Source organism: Enterobacter sp. N18-03635 (genome assembly GCF_004006055.1).
In the GTDB taxonomy this organism is placed as follows: domain Bacteria; phylum Pseudomonadota; class Gammaproteobacteria; order Enterobacterales; family Enterobacteriaceae; genus Enterobacter; species Enterobacter vonholyi.
On record NZ_CP034769.1, the window covers coordinates 1814257 to 1831208 of the forward strand.

18 protein-coding genes are annotated in these 16952 nt (G+C 54.8%); 12 read left to right on the top strand and 6 right to left on the bottom strand.

The window, feature by feature from the left end:
* Positions 1-8 precede the first annotated feature (8 nt).
* From astE to ves, 3 genes are all read left to right on the top strand, one after another.
* A complete protein-coding gene (astE, locus tag ELK40_RS09385) occupies positions 9-974 on the top strand; it encodes a succinylglutamate desuccinylase (RefSeq protein WP_127730464.1) in 966 nt (321 codons plus the stop codon).
* Between the two features lie 338 nt (positions 975-1312).
* Positions 1313-1807, top strand: coding sequence for an ATP-independent periplasmic protein-refolding chaperone Spy (gene spy / locus ELK40_RS09390; RefSeq protein ID WP_047651943.1), 495 nt, complete (start codon positions 1313-1315; stop codon positions 1805-1807).
* Between the two features lie 297 nt (positions 1808-2104).
* Positions 2105-2662 carry an environmental stress-induced protein Ves gene (gene ves, locus ELK40_RS09395; RefSeq protein WP_115874816.1) on the top strand — a complete coding sequence of 186 codons (558 nt, stop codon included), beginning with the start codon at positions 2105-2107 and terminating at the stop codon, positions 2660-2662.
* Here ves and cho read toward each other — a convergent pair.
* Entirely contained in the window at positions 2640-3518 is an 879-nt protein-coding gene (cho, locus tag ELK40_RS09400; protein WP_115874817.1) for an excinuclease Cho, read from the bottom strand. The genes ves and cho overlap by 23 nt on opposite strands.
* Positions 3519-3632: 114 nt before the next feature.
* Positions 3633-4460, bottom strand: coding sequence for an ammonia-dependent NAD(+) synthetase (gene nadE, locus ELK40_RS09405; RefSeq protein WP_111965602.1), 828 nt, complete (start codon positions 4458-4460; stop codon positions 3633-3635).
* Positions 4461-4692: 232 nt separating this feature from the next.
* Here nadE and osmE point away from each other — a divergent pair, with 232 nt between their 5' ends.
* The 7 genes from osmE (at position 4693) to chbG (ending at position 10543) form a co-directional block, all read left to right on the top strand.
* The gene (gene osmE / locus ELK40_RS09410; RefSeq protein ID WP_010430142.1) at positions 4693-5037 is read left to right on the top strand and encodes an osmotically-inducible lipoprotein OsmE; all 345 of its coding nucleotides are present in this window, start codon (positions 4693-4695) and stop codon (positions 5035-5037) included.
* A 281-nt stretch (positions 5038-5318) separates the two neighbouring features.
* Positions 5319-5636, top strand: a complete 318-nt coding sequence (gene chbB / locus ELK40_RS09415; protein ID WP_008500676.1) for a PTS N,N'-diacetylchitobiose transporter subunit IIB — start codon at positions 5319-5321, stop codon at positions 5634-5636.
* Between the two features lie 79 nt (positions 5637-5715).
* Positions 5716-7074 carry a PTS N,N'-diacetylchitobiose transporter subunit IIC gene (gene chbC, locus ELK40_RS09420; protein ID WP_032657878.1) on the top strand — a complete coding sequence of 453 codons (1359 nt, stop codon included), beginning with the start codon at positions 5716-5718 and terminating at the stop codon, positions 7072-7074.
* Positions 7075-7121: 47 nt separating this feature from the next.
* Positions 7122-7469 carry a PTS N,N'-diacetylchitobiose transporter subunit IIA gene (gene chbA / locus ELK40_RS09425; RefSeq protein WP_111965604.1) on the top strand — a complete coding sequence of 116 codons (348 nt, stop codon included), beginning with the start codon at positions 7122-7124 and terminating at the stop codon, positions 7467-7469.
* 29 nt (positions 7470-7498) lie between these two features.
* Complete coding sequence (gene chbR, locus ELK40_RS09430) at positions 7499-8317, top strand: transcriptional regulator ChbR (RefSeq protein WP_127730466.1); 819 nt, start codon at positions 7499-7501, stop codon at positions 8315-8317.
* 109 nt (positions 8318-8426) lie between these two features.
* On the top strand, positions 8427-9782 hold the full coding sequence (locus ELK40_RS09435; protein WP_127730468.1) for a 6-phospho-beta-glucosidase: 1356 nt from the start codon (positions 8427-8429) through the stop codon (positions 9780-9782).
* Positions 9783-9793: 11 nt separating this feature from the next.
* Positions 9794-10543: a chitin disaccharide deacetylase gene (gene chbG, locus ELK40_RS09440; protein WP_127730470.1), complete on the top strand. Its 750-nt coding sequence runs from the start codon at positions 9794-9796 to the stop codon at positions 10541-10543.
* A gap of 88 nt (positions 10544-10631) precedes the next feature.
* On the opposite strand, the gene katE is transcribed toward chbG, so the two are convergent.
* Positions 10632-12881, bottom strand: a complete 2250-nt coding sequence (gene katE / locus ELK40_RS09445; RefSeq protein WP_127730472.1) for a catalase HPII — start codon at positions 12879-12881, stop codon at positions 10632-10634.
* Positions 12882-13084: 203 nt separating this feature from the next.
* Between katE and cedA the strand changes: the two genes are divergently transcribed.
* Positions 13085-13324, top strand: coding sequence for a cell division activator CedA (gene cedA / locus ELK40_RS09450; protein WP_024909438.1), 240 nt, complete (start codon positions 13085-13087; stop codon positions 13322-13324).
* A 49-nt stretch (positions 13325-13373) separates the two neighbouring features.
* Here cedA and ELK40_RS09455 read toward each other — a convergent pair whose 3' ends face one another.
* The 3 genes from ELK40_RS09455 to hxpB all read right to left on the bottom strand — a co-directional run bounded on the left by ELK40_RS09455 (position 13374) and on the right by hxpB (position 16256).
* A complete protein-coding gene (locus ELK40_RS09455) occupies positions 13374-14765 on the bottom strand; it encodes an L-cystine transporter (protein ID WP_111965608.1) in 1392 nt (463 codons plus the stop codon).
* Between the two features lie 127 nt (positions 14766-14892).
* Positions 14893-15483, bottom strand: a complete 591-nt coding sequence (locus tag ELK40_RS09460; protein ID WP_115874823.1) for a metal-dependent hydrolase — start codon at positions 15481-15483, stop codon at positions 14893-14895.
* A 101-nt stretch (positions 15484-15584) separates the two neighbouring features.
* On the bottom strand, positions 15585-16256 hold the full coding sequence (gene hxpB, locus ELK40_RS09465; RefSeq protein WP_127730474.1) for a hexitol phosphatase HxpB: 672 nt from the start codon (positions 16254-16256) through the stop codon (positions 15585-15587).
* Between the two features lie 148 nt (positions 16257-16404).
* Between hxpB and ELK40_RS09470 the strand changes: the two genes are divergently transcribed.
* Entirely contained in the window at positions 16405-16941 is a 537-nt protein-coding gene (locus tag ELK40_RS09470; protein ID WP_023311291.1) for a YniB family protein, read from the top strand.
* Positions 16942-16952: the final 11 nt, after the last annotated feature.

A 16952-nucleotide genomic window follows, 5' to 3' on the forward strand; every position in this document is an offset into this window, starting at 1 on the left:
GAGTGGGTATGGAAAATTTACTGGCGCTGACCCTGGCCGATGAAACGCCGGAACAGAAAGAGGGGGATGGCCCCTCATTTCGCTGGCGGTGGCTGGGGCGCGGGGTGCTTGAGCTGACGCCGACAGCAAAGAGCGATCTCTCGCTGCTGCTTTCAACGGGCATTCACGGGAATGAAACGGCGCCCGTTGAGATTGTCGATCTGCTGCTGCGCGCGCTGTATCGCAATGAAATTGCCCTGAAGTGCCGCGTGCTGGTGGTGCTCGGCAATCCCCCTGCGCTGGCGCAAAACAAGCGGTATCTGGTGAGCGACATTAACCGCATGTTCGGCGGGCGCTGGTCGCAGTTTCCGCAGAGTGACGAAACGGCGCGGGCACAGTGGCTGGAGAACGTGGTGACCGCGTTCTTTGCCGCTGCGGGTCCCGTGCGCTGGCATCTGGATCTGCATACGGCCATCCGCGCGTCCTACCATGTCCGCTTTGGCGTTCTGCCGCAGCGCAATCAGCCGTGGGAGGAAGATTTCCTGAGCTGGCTGGGAGACGCCGGGCTGGAGGCGCTGGTGTTTCACCAGTCGCCGGGCGGAACCTTTACGCACTTCACCTGTGAGCACTTTGGCGCGTTGTCCTGTACGCTGGAGCTGGGGAAAGCGCTGCCGTTTGGGCAAAACGATCTCACCCGCTTTGCGCCAACGCATCTCGCCCTTCGGGCGCTGCTGGGCGGAACGGCTCTCGAGCATACGCATCTGCCCGTCGAGCGGTATCGGGTCGTACAGCAGATCACGCGCCGCAGCGACGCCTTCCTGCTCCATATGGCCGCGCATACTCTAAACTTCACGCCGTTTCGCAAAGGGGCGCTGCTGGCCGAGGATGGCGAGGAGCGTTACGAGGTGCAGAAAACCACCGAGTATGTTTTATTCCCTAACCCGAGCGTGGCGTTTGGCCTGCGTGCCGGACTGATGCTGGAAAAAATATCCTGAACCTTTCCCCTCTCTTCATCCGGGAGGGGAACTAAAATACCTTTTCTTAACAATTAAAGCGCCGGTGCCTGTTTTGCAGAATATTCCTGGTGAATTGCTTTATTATTCATCTTCACTCCGTTATACTTCTGCTAAATCGCTTTTAAATCATCGTATTAAATATTTTTCGTTGCAACTCTCCACGCTTTATCCTTATTTCCTCCACATTTGGCGAAAATTTGTTTTTTACACTTTCATTGTTTTACCGTTGCTCTGACTAATTGACGATAAACCCCGTAAAGTTAATCTCGTCAACACGGCATAGCGCCGAAGAATAACTGAAAGAAAGGAAATAAATTATGCGTAAGTTTACTGCACTGTTTGTTGCTTCTACCCTGGCTCTGGGCGCTACCAGCATGGCGTTCGCCGCAGATACTGCGACCACTGCACCTGCCGCGCCTGCTGAAGGCAAAATGATGATGCATCATAAAGGTCCGGGTATGCACAACGAGATGATGATGTTCAAGGATCTCAACCTGACGGATGCGCAGAAGCAGCAGATCCGCGATATCAGAAAAGGCGAACGCGACCAGATGAAACGTCCACCGCTTGAAGAGCGTCGTGCGATGCATGACATCATCGCCAGCGACAGCTTCGATAAGGCGAAAGCCGAAGCGCAGATCGACAAAATGGCCGAGCAGCACAAAGCCCGCATGCTGGCTCACATGGAAACCCAGAACAAGATCTACAACATTCTGACCCCGGAACAGAAAAAACAATTTAATGCGAATTTTGAGAAGCGTCTGACAGAACGTCCGGCGATGGAAGGTAAAATGCCAGCACCAACCGAATAATCGGTTCACTCTCTTAAGACCGCCGGGATCCTGTCCACAAAAGCGCAATCGCTGTGGACAGGACCGGCGGTTTTTCTTTCTTGCCCTCTTGCCTGCCGCCGCCAGCGCGGTATGCTCCTGTAGTCGCATTAGAGAATGTTTGTAGAGTCATGGCGTTAGAATTTTTATTAACGTTCCGCTAAGGCCTGCCCGCTCTGCTGCCGATACTGTTTCTGTGAATACCCAACGATAACAAACAAGACAGCAACGATAGCGATATCCTTGCCCTGGCACGGGTTGTGCCATTCAGGAGTGGTGATGGAGTTCTTTGATATCCGTAAGATGCCGGTCAGCCTCTGGCGCAATGGTGCGGGTGAAACGCGTGAGATTTGTTGTTTCCCTCCCGCGACGCGGGATTTTCAATGGCGAGCCAGTATCGCGACTATTGCCAGCAACGGCGAATTTTCCTCGTTTCCCGGCGTCGACCGGGTGATCACGTTACTTGAAGGAGGGGAGGTGACGCTGGATGCCGGTCAGGCATTCTTCCATACCCTCAAGCACCATCAGCCCTACAGCTTTGCCGGCGATCTGCCGGTGAAAGCGCTGCTGTCCGATGGGCGGATGGCGATGGACTTCAACATCATGACCCGGCGCGACTGCTGCCGGGCGAAGGTGCGCGTGGCTGACCGTACCTTTACCACCTTTGGCTCACGCGGGGGCGTGGTGTTTGTGTTAAGCGGGGCGTGGCAGCTGGGTGATAAATTGCTGACGGCCGATCAGGGCGCCAGCTGGGAGGAGGGTACCCATACGCTGCGTCTGCTGGAAGCTCAGGGCACCTTATTGTTCAGCGAAATCACGTGGCTGCCAGGCCATTGAGTTCAATGATCTCAAACTTACCGGCCAGGACAGGTTTACAGAGAATTTTGTAGCCATCGTGGTCAAATCCAGCGGGCGTGCGCAGCAGGGTTGCCGCGTCGTTGATGTCGTCCACAGCGCCCAGCCAGAGCCAGTTATTGACGATGTGATACTGGGTCATCGCGTCACCCACTTCTTTTAGCGCAACGGCGCTTTCCCAGGGCCAGCACTTCACGCTGATGGCCCCCAGACCGGAGAGGAGCCGGGCGTGGTGCGCCTCAACGCTCTCTTTCCCGCAGCAGGCACCGGCGCAGCGCTTCAGCGCGGATCGGAAACAGGCGCGTCCGCGGGTGGTTGCCTCCAGACCTAAAAGGCTGTAGCAAAGCTGCAGCTCGTCTGCCAGCGTCTGCAGCGCCTGGAGCGCGGCGCGTTTATTGGCGAACAGCCCATAGAGATTGGGGGCATGTGAAAAATCGACCTCGCGCGCATAGACGACCTGCGGCTTGCCATCGTTGATCTGCAGGGAGCAGAGCTGACGGTTGCGGCGCAGGCGCTTGTTGAACAGCGGCTGCTGCTCTTTAATCAAACGCGCTTCCAGCAATAGCGCGCCCATTTCTCCGGCCGTCTGGAACCAGGTAATGCGTCGCGACTGGCGCAGCATGGCGGCCTCGTCCGGCGTACGCAGATGGGATAACACCCGACTGCGAATGTTAACGCTCTTGCCGATGTAGAGCGGCAGCGTGTCGCTTTCGCCGTGAAAGATGTACACGCCCGGCTGTTTAGGCAATGCTTCAAGCCAGGGGCGAAGGTGCTCGGGATATTCGTAGATTGCCGCCGCTTCAAACTCAAGACGCGGGGCGGATTGACGCCTGCTCACATACTGCTCCATATACTGTTCAGCTATACAGTGTAGCAGGAGTGTGGTGGTTAAAAAAGAGCCGGGTGGCGGCGACGCCTTACCCGGCCTACTAAACGGGGTTACCGTTTTGCTTTATTTTTTCCAGAAGTCGTCAAACACCGTAATGGGCGTGTGGCGCTTGTGCTCGGTTTTCAGATACCAGCCTTCGATGATTTTCGCGGTACGTTCATCCAGCTTTTTGCCTTCCAGATAATCATCAATGTTGTCATAGGTGACGCCAAGCGCTGCTTCATCCGGCAGGGAAGGGCGATCGTCCTCCAGATCGGCTGTCGGCGCTTTCTTATACAGATGCTCAGGACAGCCCAGCGCGGCAAGCAGCTGCTTGCCCTGACGCTTGTTCAGGCGGAAGATCGGGTTAATGTCGGTGCCGCCGTCGCCGTACTTGGTGAAGAAGCCGGTGATCGCTTCGGCCGCATGGTCGGTGCCGACCACGACGCCTTTGGTCATCCCGGCGATGCTGTACTGTGCTTTCATACGTTCGCGGGCTTTCTCGTTGCCGCGGACAAAATCGCTCAGCTCAATGCCCGCTTCGCGAAGCGCCTGCTCGCTTGCCAGCACCGAGCCCTTAATATTCACGGTGAGCACGCGGTCAGGCTGAATGAAGGCAATGGCATCCTGGCAATCCTGCTCGTCCGCCTGTACGCCGTAAGGAAGGCGCACAGCGATAAACTGCAGCGTCTCATCGCCCGTCTCTTCGCGAAGCTCTGAAATCGCCATCTGGCAGAGTTTACCGGTCAGGGTAGAGTCCTGGCCGCCGCTGATGCCCAGCACCAGGGATTTCAGGAAAGCGTTCTTTTTTAAATACGATTTTAAAAAATCCACGCTGCGGCGGATCTCTTCATGTGCATCTACCGTAGGCTTCGCGCCCAGTGCCTGAATAATCTCTTGTTGCAGAGCCATCACGCCCTCCATATGCAGTACATAAACAGAATGTGTTAGCTGTTAAAACTAACCCTTTGGGCGAGAAACGACAAGGATCACAGTTTCGAGTGCGCTAATTTGCGCCGATTTAGCAGCTTATCGTTGTTTTATTAGAATTTTCCGAAATTCGTCTGGCGTAACTCACAAAGTTGAACAATAGTACTTTTTATCCCATGCTTAGATAACACGCTGATAAACAAGAGGACGGAATATGAACAAGAACGTAGCAGGAATTCTTAGCGCAGCGGCGGTACTGACTATGCTGGCAGGGTGTACGGCTTACGATCGCACTAAGGATCAGTTTACGCAGCCCGTAGTAAAAGACGTTAAAAAAGGGATGACCCGTTCGCAGGTGGCTGCGATTGCCGGTAAACCTTCTTCTGAAGTGACCATGATTCATGCGAAAGGGACCTGCCAGACCTATATCCTGGGTCAACGTGATGGTAAGGCAGAAACCTACTTTGTCGCCCTGGATGATACCGGCCATGTGATTAACTCCGGCTATCAGACCTGTGCTGAATACGATACCGATCCGCAGGCACCTAAGGCGCAGTAACCCTGCTTGCCTGAGGATGTAAAAAACCGGCCCCCAGGGCCGGTTTTTTTATGCATCAGAAAATCTTATTTCTTTGCGCGAATTATTTGCCCGAAATGTGAAGGGAGTCAACAAGCCAGGTCAATGAGAGACAATTTGAGTCTATCCAGAATTATCCCCTGTCTGTACCATTGCGTATACTCACTCCAACGATAAACAACAGTACGCGAGCTACCTGTCTGCTGGGACAGCGAGTCGAGTGATAGCGCGATGGCAGGTAGTCATACAAGAGGGAAATCACGATGGAAAAGAAACATATCTACCTGTTCTGCTCAGCGGGCATGTCAACCTCGCTTCTGGTTTCAAAGATGCGTGCGCAGGCTGAAAAGTATGAAGTCCCTGTGGTGATTGAAGCGTTCCCCGAGACGCTGGCGGGCGAAAAAGGTCAGACAGCCGATGTCGTTTTACTGGGACCGCAAATTGCCTATATGTTGCCCGAAATTCAACGACTGTTACCGAATAAACCGGTCGAAGTGATCGACTCGGGGCTGTACGGCAAAATTGATGGTTTAGGTGTTCTTAAAGCTGCTGTGGCAGCCATTAAAAAAGCTGCTAATTAATTTTTATTTTTCCCGTCAAAGAGTTATTTCACACACAATACGCCGTAACATGCGTTACGGCATTTAAGGGTATTTTCCTATGAGTAAAGTCATCGCTTCACTTGAAAAGGTACTCCTTCCTTTTGCTGTTAAAATAGGAAAGCAGCCTCACGTTAATGCCATCAAAAACGGCTTTATTAAATTAATGCCGTTGACGCTGGCCGGGGCCATGTTCGTTTTAATTAACAACGTTTTTCTGAGCTTTGGTGAAGGTTCCTTCTTTTATTCATTAGGAATTCGGTTAGACGCTTCTACTATTGAAACCCTTAATGGTTTTAAAGCCATCGGCGGCAACGTCTATAACGGTACGTTGGGGATTATGTCGCTGATGGCGCCTTTCTTTATTGGGATGGCACTGGCAGAAGAGCGTAAGGTGGATCCGCTGGCCGCCGGGTTATTATCCGTCGCCGCCTTTATGACCGTAACGCCATACAGCGTGGGTGAAGCCTATGCCGTCGGCGCCAACTGGCTGGGCGGGGCCAACATCATCTCCGGTATTGTTATCGGCCTGGTGGTGGCAGAGATGTTCACCTTTATTATCCGCCGCAACTGGGTTATCCGCCTGCCGGATAGCGTACCGGCTTCTGTTTCTCGTTCATTTTCCGCGTTGATTCCGGGCTTCATTATTCTCTCCATCATGGGGATTATCGCCTGGGCGCTCTCCCACTGGGGCACAAACTTCCACCAGATCATCATGGACTCTATCTCTACGCCGCTGGCGTCGATGGGTGGCGTGGTCGGTTGGGCGTATGTGATTTTCACCTCTCTGCTGTGGTTCTTTGGCGTGCATGGTTCACTGGCACTGGCCGCGCTGGACAGCGGAATTATGACCCCATGGGCACTGGAAAACGTTGCGCTTTACCAACAGTACGGCTCCGTTGACGCGGCGCTGGCAGCGGGTAAAACCTTCCATGTGTGGGCGAAGCCGATGCTTGACTCCTATATCTTCCTGGGCGGTACCGGGGCGACCTTGGGTCTGATCATCGCGGTCTTTATTGTCTCTCGCCGTGCTGACTACCGTCAGGTCGCGAAGCTGGCGCTGCCATCAGGCATCTTCCAGATTAACGAACCGATTCTGTTCGGTCTGCCAATCATCATGAACCCGGTAATGTTCATTCCGTTCATCCTGATTCAGCCGCTGCTGGCCGCTATCACCCTGACGGCGTATTACATGGGCATCATCCCACCGGTCACCAACATTGCGCCGTGGACCATGCCGGCGGGTCTGGGCGCCTTCTTCAACACCAACGGCAGCGTCGCGGCCTTCCTGCTGGCGATATTCAACCTCGGGGTTGCCACCCTGCTGTACATGCCGTTCGTGGCGATTGCCAACAAAGCCGCCACCATCATTGATGAAGAAGAGAGCGAAGAGGATATTGCCCTCTCACTGAAATTCTAAGATTGACCGGCGCGGGGAAACCCGCGCCAGCCACAAGGAGCTTAAACATGTTAGATTTGGATAGTATTGTCGCAGACGAAGCCGTTGAGAACGATCTCGAAGAAGTGGTGATGGGGCTTATCATCAACTCAGGGCAGGCCCGCAGCCTGGCCTATGGCGCACTGAAGCAGGCCAAGCAGGGGGATTTCGCCGCGGCAAAAACCATGATGGAACAGTCCCGCACGGCGCTGAACGAAGCGCATCTGGTGCAAACAAAGCTGATTGAAAGCGATCAGGGCGAAGGAAAGATGAAGGTCAGCCTGGTGCTGGTCCACGCGCAGGATCACCTGATGACCTCGATGCTGGCGCGCGAGCTGGTGGCGGAGCTCATTGAGCTTCACGAGAAGATGCAGTAAGTCAGACTGAGTAGCAGGAGGTCAGCACGATGGAAATCAAAACCGCGCTTGAACAGCAGCTGTTTAACGGCAAAAATTTTCACGTGGTTATCTACAACAAAACGGAGAGCGCCAGCGGTCTGCACCAGCATGACTACTACGAGTTCACGATTGTTCTGACCGGTCGCTACTTTCAGGAGATCAACGGTAAGCGCGTCCTGCTTGAACGAGGGGATTTTGTCTTCCTGCCGATGGGGTCTTACCACCAGAGCTTTTACGAATTTGGTGCCACCCGTATTCTGAACGTGGGCGTCAGCAGACGATTCTTCGAGAAGCACTATCTGCCGCTGGTGCCGTTCTGCTTTGTGGCCTCCCAGGTCTATCGGGTCAAAAACGAATTCATGACGTGGATTGAAACGGTTATCGCCTCGCTTAACTTCCGCGACAATGAATTTGATGAGTTTATTGAAACGGTGACCTTCTACGTGATGAACCGGTTGCGCCATCATCGTGAAGAGCAGCAGGTGACGGATGATATTCCACAGTGGCTGCGCAGCACCGTTGAGCTGATGCACGATAAAGGCCAGTTCAGCGAAAATGCGCTGGAAAATATGGTCTCCCTGTCGGGGAAATCCCAGGAATATCTGACCCGTGCAACGCAGCGCTACTATCGTAAAACGCCCGTGCAAATTATTAATGAAATCCGCATTAATTTTGCTAAAAAACAGCTGGAAATCACCAACTATTCTGTCACCGATATTGCATACGAGTCAGGATACAGCAGCCCCAGCCTGTTTATTAAAACCTTTAAGAAATTGACGTCATTCACACCGAACAGTTACCGGAAAAATTTAACGGTAATTAATTAACTGTCGGCGGATTACCCGCCACGAATATTGCTTTAATGGCTTGCCCAAATAGCGGGAAGAGCACGCTATACCTTGCAGGCGATTAACCTGATACGCTAAGGGAGATATTATGCAGAAGAAATTAAAAGTCGTAACCATTGGTGGCGGCAGCAGCTATACCCCGGAATTACTGGAAGGCTTTCTGAAACGTTATCATGAATTACCGGTCAGCGAATTATGGCTGGTGGACGTTGAGGAAGGTCAGGAAAAGCTGAATATTATTTTCGACCTGTGCAAGCGCATGGTGGAAAAAGCCGGCGTGCCTCTGGCCGTGCATAAAACTCTGGACCGTCGTCTGGCGCTGAAAGATGCGGATTTTGTGACTACCCAGCTGCGCGTCGGCCAGTTGAAAGCGCGTGAGCTGGACGAACGTATTCCCCTGAGCCACGGCTATCTCGGGCAGGAGACCAACGGCGCGGGCGGCCTTTTTAAAGGCCTGCGTACCATCCCGGTCATTTTCGACATCGTCAATGACGTGCAGGAGATCTGCCCGAACGCTTGGGTGATTAACTTCACCAACCCGGCCGGGATGGTGACCGAGGCGGTCTATCGGCATACGAACTTCAAACGTTTTATCGGCGTCTGTAATATTCCGATCGGCATGAAGATGTTCATCCGCGACGTGCTGGAGCTGACCGACAGCGACGACCTCTCCATCGACCTGTTCGGCCTGAATCACATGGTGTTCATTAAAGACGTTATCGTGAACGGTAAATCGCGGTTTGCCGAACTGCTGGACGGCGTGGCTTCCGGTCGCCTGACGGCGGCATCGGTGAAAAACATCTTTGACCTGCCGTTCAGCGAAGGGTTGATCCGCTCGCTGAATCTGCTGCCTTGCTCGTATTTGCTTTACTACTTCAAGCAGAAAGAGATGCTGGCCATCGAAATGGGAGAGTACTATAAGGGCGGCGCGCGTGCGCAGATCGTTCAGAAGGTCGAGAAGCAGCTGTTCGATTTGTATAAAGATCCGAACCTGAACGTCAAACCGAAAGAGCTGGAGCAGCGTGGCGGGGCGTACTACTCCGATGCGGCGTGCGAAGTGATCAACGCCATCTACAACGACAAGCAGGCGGAGCACTATGTGAATGTGCCGCATCATGGCCATATCGACAATATTCCGGCTGACTGGGCGGTTGAGATGACCTGCATCCTGGGACGCGATGGTGCTAAACCGCATCCCCGTATCACCCGCTTCGATGACAAGGTCATGGGCCTGATTCATACCATCAAAGGCTTTGAAGTGGCGGCAAGCAATGCGGCGCTAAGCGGCGAGCTCAATGACGTGCTGCTGGCGTTGAACCTTAGCCCGCTGGTGCATTCCGACCGCGACGCGGAGCAGCTGGCCAGCGAGATGATCCTGGCGCATGAGAAATGGTTGCCAAACTTTGCCGCTACGATCGAGAAGCTGAAGTTCAAACAGCAATAAGAGGACGCACAATGGAAAACCTGCTGATCGTTAATGCTGATGATTTTGGCCTCTCGAAAGGCCAGAACTACGGCATTATTGAAGCCTGTCGCCGGGGTGTGGTGACCTCTACCACGGCGCTGGTTAATGGTGAGGCGGTTGAACACGCGGCGCAGCTGAGCCGCGAGGTGCCGGAGCTGGGCGTCGGCATGCATTTTGTACTGACGCTCGGGATGCCGCTTTCTCCAATGCCGGGCCTGACGCGCGACGGCCAGCTGGGCAAGTGGATTTGGGAACTGGCAGAGCAGGGTGCTCTGCCGCTCGAAGAGATTGCCCGCGAGCTGGAGAGTCAGTTCAACCGCTTTGTTGATGTGTTTGGTAGGGCGCCGACGCACATCGATAGCCATCACCACGTGCATATGATCCCGGCGATTTTCCCGCTTGTCTCCGGGTTTGCACAGCGCAACGGCGTCGCGATGCGCGTGGATCGCGAGGTGCACGGATTGCCGGACTGCGCTGTCACCACCACTGAGGGGTTCAGCAGCGCATTTTACGGAGAAGAGATCAGCGACGCGCTGTTCCTGACGGTGCTGGATGATTCCGCCGCGCGAGGGGAACGGTCGCTGGAGGTCATGGCGCATCCTGCCTTTGTCGATAACACCGTGCATAAAAGCGCCTACTGCTGGCCGCGCCTGACGGAGCTGGATGTCCTGACGTCGCCGTCGTTGAAATACGCGATTGCCGAGCGAGGGTATCGTTTGGGGACGTTCGGGGATCTTTGAAATAAAGCCCGGTGGCGGCTTTGCCTTACCGGGCCTACAAAACCAATCGAATGTAGGCCGGGTAAGCGCAAGCGCCACCCGGCTTTTTTTACGCCGGTATCTGGTCAATCTTGCTGCTTCGCGACCAGACGCGGTGCGCGGCGAGCAAATCAAACAGCTTCGTCATAAAGGCATCGTCAACGTTATCGCCCTCGACAATCCCGTCCTCACCCTGATCGGCTACCTTCAGCTGCGCCTTAAACTGTCGCGCGTCGCCGGACAGCGCGATCGGCTTCAGGTGCTTATAGGCTTCCAGCAGATAATAGACGGCGTCGCCGTTGGTCAGCAGGCTGGCAAGATCTCCGCCCGGCACAATTACCGCATCGACTGTGAGCGATGGCGCACCGGCAAAGGTCGCCGCGACCGGCAGCACAGAACCATCGTCGGCCGTCACTTCACCCATGCGGGAATAGAGCAGTTTGGCATGCACGCCCTGGGTTTTAAGCGCCTGCATAATTCCCAGCACGTCGCTGGCGCGGGTTCTGTCGTTCAGCAGAATGGCGACCACGCGGCCTTTTATCGAGCCGCCCGGCACCGCATACAGGCTCAGAGACGGATCTTTCTTCACCCCGTTAACCTCTTTCGGCGGGGCAAGATTGCGCTGCTCGTCGGTCAGCGTAATGCCCAGGTTGTCCGCAACGCTCTGGGCTAGCTGAATATCAATATGCGCCAACTGATCGACTACCCGCTCGCGGATGTAGCTGCGCACCACTTTGCTCAGCTCAAAGCTGAAGCCGCCGATGATGTGCTGTTGCTCGATCGGCGTCTGGCTGTTCCAGAACAGGCGAGGGTGGGCGTAATATTCGCCGAACGAGGGGCTACGCTCGCGAATTTTGTTGCCATCGATACGCTCCTGGTACGATTCGAAGCCACCGCGTTTCGGCCCGGGAGGGGTTTCACGCGGCCAGTTATCGTTGATGGAGTTCGGCTCATAGTTAGCCGGGTTGGTATCAATATCCTGACGGTGCATCCCGTCGCGCTGGAAGTTGTGGTACGGGCAGGTTGGGCGGTTAATCGGAATTTCGTGGAAGTTCGGCCCGCCGAGTCGGCTGATCTGCGTATCGGTATAGGAGAACAGGCGTCCCTGCAGGAGCGGATCGTTGGTGAAGTCCAGCCCCGGCACGATATGTCCCGGGTGGAACGCGGCCTGCTCGTTTTCGGCAAAGAAATTATCCGGGTTGCGGTTGAGCACCATTTTACCTACCAGCTGCACCGGTACCAGCTCTTCCGGGATCAGCTTCGTCGGGTCCAGAAGATCGAAATCGAACTTAAATTCGTCCTCTTCCGGAATGAGCTGCAGACCCAGCTCGTACTCCGGGAAGTCGCCCGCTTCAATGGACTCCCACAGCTCGCGGCGATGGAAGTCTGGATCGCGCCCGGTCAGCTTCTGCGCCTCGTCCCATACCAGCGAGGCTTTACCCGCCACCGGCTTCCAGTGGAAACGGACAAACGTGGCTTTCCCCTCGGCGTTGATCATCCGGAAGGTGTGGATGCCAAACCCTTCCATAGTGCGGTAGCTGCGGGGGATGCCTCGGTCTGACATCGCCCATATCACGTTGTGTAAGGTTTCAGGCTGCAGGGAGACATAGTCCCAGAAGGTGTCGTGCGCGCTTTGTCCCTGCGGTATGGCCCAGTGGGGCTCCGGTTTTACCGCATGGACAAAGTCAGGAAATTTATGCGCATCCTGAATGAAGAACACCGGGGTGTTGTTGCCGACCAGATCGAAAATCCCCTCTTCGGTATAAAATTTGGTGGCAAAGCCGCGGATATCCCGGACGGTATCTGCCGACCCCGCACCGCCCTGCACGGTGGAGAAACGCACAAACACCGGGGTGATTTTATCCGGGTCGGAGAGGAAATCCGCTTTAGTGATCGCTTTCAGACTCTTATAGGGCTGGAAGTAGCCGTGCGCAGCGGAACCGCGCGCGTGGACGATACGTTCCGGTATCCGCTCGTGGTCGAAGTGGGTAATTTTTTCCCGCAGGATAAAGTCTTCCAGCAGGGTAGGCCCGCGCGCGCCTGCGCGAAGGGAGTTCTGATCGTCAGCAATGCGTACGCCCTGATTGGTGGTGAGCGCAAAACCTTCGCCGCCTTTACGGTGTGGCTCAAGAGATTTCAGCTTCTCGTTTCCCGTATCCGGCGATTTCATGCTTCCCGGTGCGGTAGGCTGTTCTCCCGGCGCGGAAGGGCCAGGGGAGGGGCGGTGAGAGCCGTCAGCAGGGGCGAGAGAGTCCATACCCGGTTGAGATTCTTCAGTGCCATGAATCGGTGATTGATGTGTTTTATCTTTGTTCGACATTGCACGCTTCTCCTTTATCCATTGCTAAAAACCCTATTAAGGATAGAACAATGTCGCGACATGGTTCGCGAACTAAGAGTTTTCACATGACGTGATTAACGAAAGGAGCCCTCTCACCCACTCGGGGCGCGACGGAAGGCAGCAGGATCGGCTATCATAGAGTTTTCCTGCTTCAAGAATTTGCTTTAGTGAACCAGTCGCTTATGAAACCTCTTCGTCAACAAAACCGCCAGGTTATTAGCTATGTGCCCCGCGTTGAGCCCGCGCCGCCTGACCATGCCCTGAAAGTGGAGGGTTTTCGCGATGTCTGGCTGCTGCGGGGGAAATACGTGGCCTTTGTGCTGATCGGCGAACATTTCCGTCGCTCACCCACCTTTACGGTGCCGGAGTCAGCGCAGCGGTGGGCGATGCAGATCCGCCAGGATGAAGAGGTTGAGGAATAACAGCCATAAAAAAACCGCCATCAGGCGGTTTTTTTATTTCAGACGGTGATTAACGGTGCGCCAGCTCGGCGTCGTCTTCACTTTCCAGAATCGTTTTGTCGGTCTGCTTCAGCCACTGGCTGGTCAGCGTGCCGGCGGTCATGGAGCCGCTCACGTTCAGCGCGGTACGACCCATGTCGATCAGCGGTTCAACGGAGATCAGCAGGGCGACCAGCGTCACGGGCAGACCCAGCGCAGGCAGCACAATCAGCGCGGCGAAGGTTGCGCCACCGCCAACACCCGCAACGCCTGCGGAGCTTACGGTAACAATCCCGACCAGCGTGGCGATCCAGACCGGATCAAGTGGGTTGATGCCGACTGTAGGAGCAACCATCACCGCCAGCATCGCCGGGTACAGACCCGCACAGCCGTTCTGACCAATGGTAGCACCAAAGGAGGCAGAGAAGCTGGCGATGGATTCAGGCACGCCCAGACGACGGGTCTGCGCTTCCACGTTCAGCGGGATAGACGCGGCGCTGGAACGGCTGGTGAAGGCAAAGGTCAGTACCGGCCAGACTTTACGGAAGTACTTCAGCGGGCTGACGCCGTTCACGCCCAGCAGGATGCCGTGCACCACGAACATAATGCCCAGGCCCAGATAAGAGGCGACAACGAAGCTGCCCAGCTTAATGATGTCCTGCAGGTTAGAGCCGGCAACCACTTTGGTCATCAGCGCCAGAACGCCGTAGGGGGTGAGCTGCATGACCAGACGAACCAGCTTCATCACCCAGCTTTGCAGGGTGTCAATCGCGGTCAGCACGCGTTCGCCTTTAGGCGCGTCGTCTTTCAGCAGCTTCAGCGCCGCTACGCCCAGGAACGCGGCGAAAATAACCACGCTGATGATCGAGGTTGGGCTCGCACCGGTCAGGTCAGCAAACGGGTTCTTCGGAATGAAGGAGAGCACCATCTGCGGCACGGTCAGATCAGCCACTTTACCAACGTAGTTGGTTTGAATCGCGGTCAGACGCGCCGTTTCAGCGGTACCCTGAACCAGGCCTTCTGCGGTCAGGCCAAACAGGTTGGTGACCAGCACACCCACCAGCGCGGCAATCAGCGTGGTGAACAGCAGCGTACCTATGGTCAGGAAGCTGATTTTTCCCAGCTGAGTCGCGTTATGCAGGCGGGCAACGGCGCTCAGAATAGAGGCGAACACCAGCGGCATAACGATCATCTGCAGCAGCTGGACATAGCCGTTACCGACGATGTTGAACCACTGAATGGAATCTTTAAGAACTGGATTATCGGAGCCATAAATTGCCTGTAATGCCAGACCAAATACGACACCCATGGCCAGACCAACCAGCACCTTTTTCGCCAGGCTCCACTGTTTGTGGCGCGCCTGCGCGAGAAGCAATAGCAATACAGCGAACACAACGACGTTCGCGATGAGTGGAAAATTCATCCCCGTTCTCCTGATTTATTATCGGGTCGGTTTTTACCGATCCTGTTGGCGGAAGGTTAGCAGAAGTGTGATGTAGCGCTTATATCCAAATGGAATGGGTTATGACAAATGGGATAAATTTGTTGGTTTACTGTTCAATCTGGTGATGAATAAAGCGATTAAACTGAAATTGCAGCGAATTAATCATCTGGGAAGACCAGCGGACTGCACTGTTTTCGGGCAACGTTTGCGGCATCCAGACGGCGTAAGCAAACAGCGCCATGCACAATACCCGCTCAAGCTGGTTACCTTTTTGCGGCACCAGGATGGGAAAACGGAAACGCCAGCGGCAGGGCCAAAGTAGCGGCACGCCCGCAGGCGTCAGCATATCGGCAAGGATATGGCTTAAATAGCCCAGCACCATCCCCTGGATAGCGTCAGCGGGGACGATCCAGCTTTCGGGCACCTTTAAATAGAACAGCGTCAGCAGGCCAAACACGGCCAGCAGGCTGTGCGTAAACCCCCGGTGGCCGAACGCGCGGGCGATGGGTTTAGACACCCACTTCAGGCGCTGTCCGAGAAAGGACTTGGGGTGGTCGATGTCGGGCAGCAGACAGGTCAATACGGCGGAAGGAACAATATGCCACCAGTCCCCCTGTGCCAGCACGGGGGTGAGTTCAGCGTTTTTGGCAAATACTGCGCACGCGATTGAAAAAAGCAGGTGGCCTTCCGCCGTCATGATAAAACCCACAAAACTGTCAATTCATACAGTATAGGGTTTTTATACAGTAGGCGGAAGAGGTGACGGTGTAACTGTTTGTCACAAACCGGAGGAGGGCGTTAACCGCCCTGCAGATGATGCGCCGTGAGTTCTGCCAGTGAATTTAGCTTCACATCGGCGAGGGCAAACCGGGGATCGTGGCGGCCTTCTTCCGCAGGCACCACAATGGAGCGCATCCGCGCGGCTTTAGAGGCGACCATGCCGTTAACGGAGTCTTCCAGCGCAACGCAGTTGAGGGGATCCAGGCCGAGCTTAGCGGCGCAGTCCAGATAGACCTGCGGGTGCGGCTTGCTGTAAGGCAATTTTTCAGCGGACGCCAGCGCGTCGAAACTGTCGCGCAGTTCAAACATGACGAGCACTTTTTCCAGCATATGCAGCGGTGAAGCCGAGGCCAGTCCGACCTTCAGCCCCTGGGCTTTACACAGCGCGACGGCCTCACGTACGCCGGGCAGCAGCGGCTTGTTCTCTTCCACCAGCGAAATGGCACGGCTGATAATGCGTGCGGTCACCTCGTCTCGACCCGGTCCAGTCCATGGCTGTTGGGCAAACCACAGGTCAACCACCATGTCGATGCGTAGGCCCAGCGTATCGGGTAGTTCATTACGGCGGCTGATATCCACGCCCAGGCTGGCCATAACGTCCAGTTCGGCGCGATCCCACAGCGGTTCGGAATCGATCAGTAATCCATCCATGTCAAAAATTGCGGCAAGTATTTGGCGCGGTGTCGACATCACAACGTCTCCTTATCCAGGGTGTACGACAGACGATAAGTGCTAAGCACAATCTGCAATTTAGCATATTGCTTTTAAAGAGCGGGCGAAATTGATGACCAGCAGGTAGACTTAGGCACAAATAACGCGTCTTTATGAAGAGGAACTGATGACGTATCAACAAGCTGGACGCATTGCGGTCTTAAAACGTATTGCAGGCTGGGTGATTTTTATTCCTGCCGTCATTTCTACGCTGATTTCTGTACTCAAATTTATGTACGACCACAGCGAAAAACAGCCGGGTATCAATGCGGTAATGCTTGATTTTGCGCATGTTATGATTGAGATGATGCGTTTCAATACGCCATTTTTGAATGTCTTCTGGTTTAACTCACCCACCCCGGATTTTCATCAACAGCTGAATATCGGCTTTTGGGTGATATACGCCCTGATCTTTGTCGCGCTGGCACTGCAGGCCTCTGGGGCGCGAATGAGCCGTCAGACGCGCTTTTTACGCGAAGGCGTTGAGGATCAGTTGATTCTGGAGCAGGCCAAAGGCCCGGAAGGCATGAGTCGGGAGCAGATTGAATCCCGCATTGTTGTGCCGCGTCACACCATTTTCCTGCAAATTTTCCCGCTCTATATCCTTCCCGTAATCATCATTGTGGCGGGGTACTTCTTCTTCTCACTGCTCGGTTTTCTGTAAGCGATAAGGGT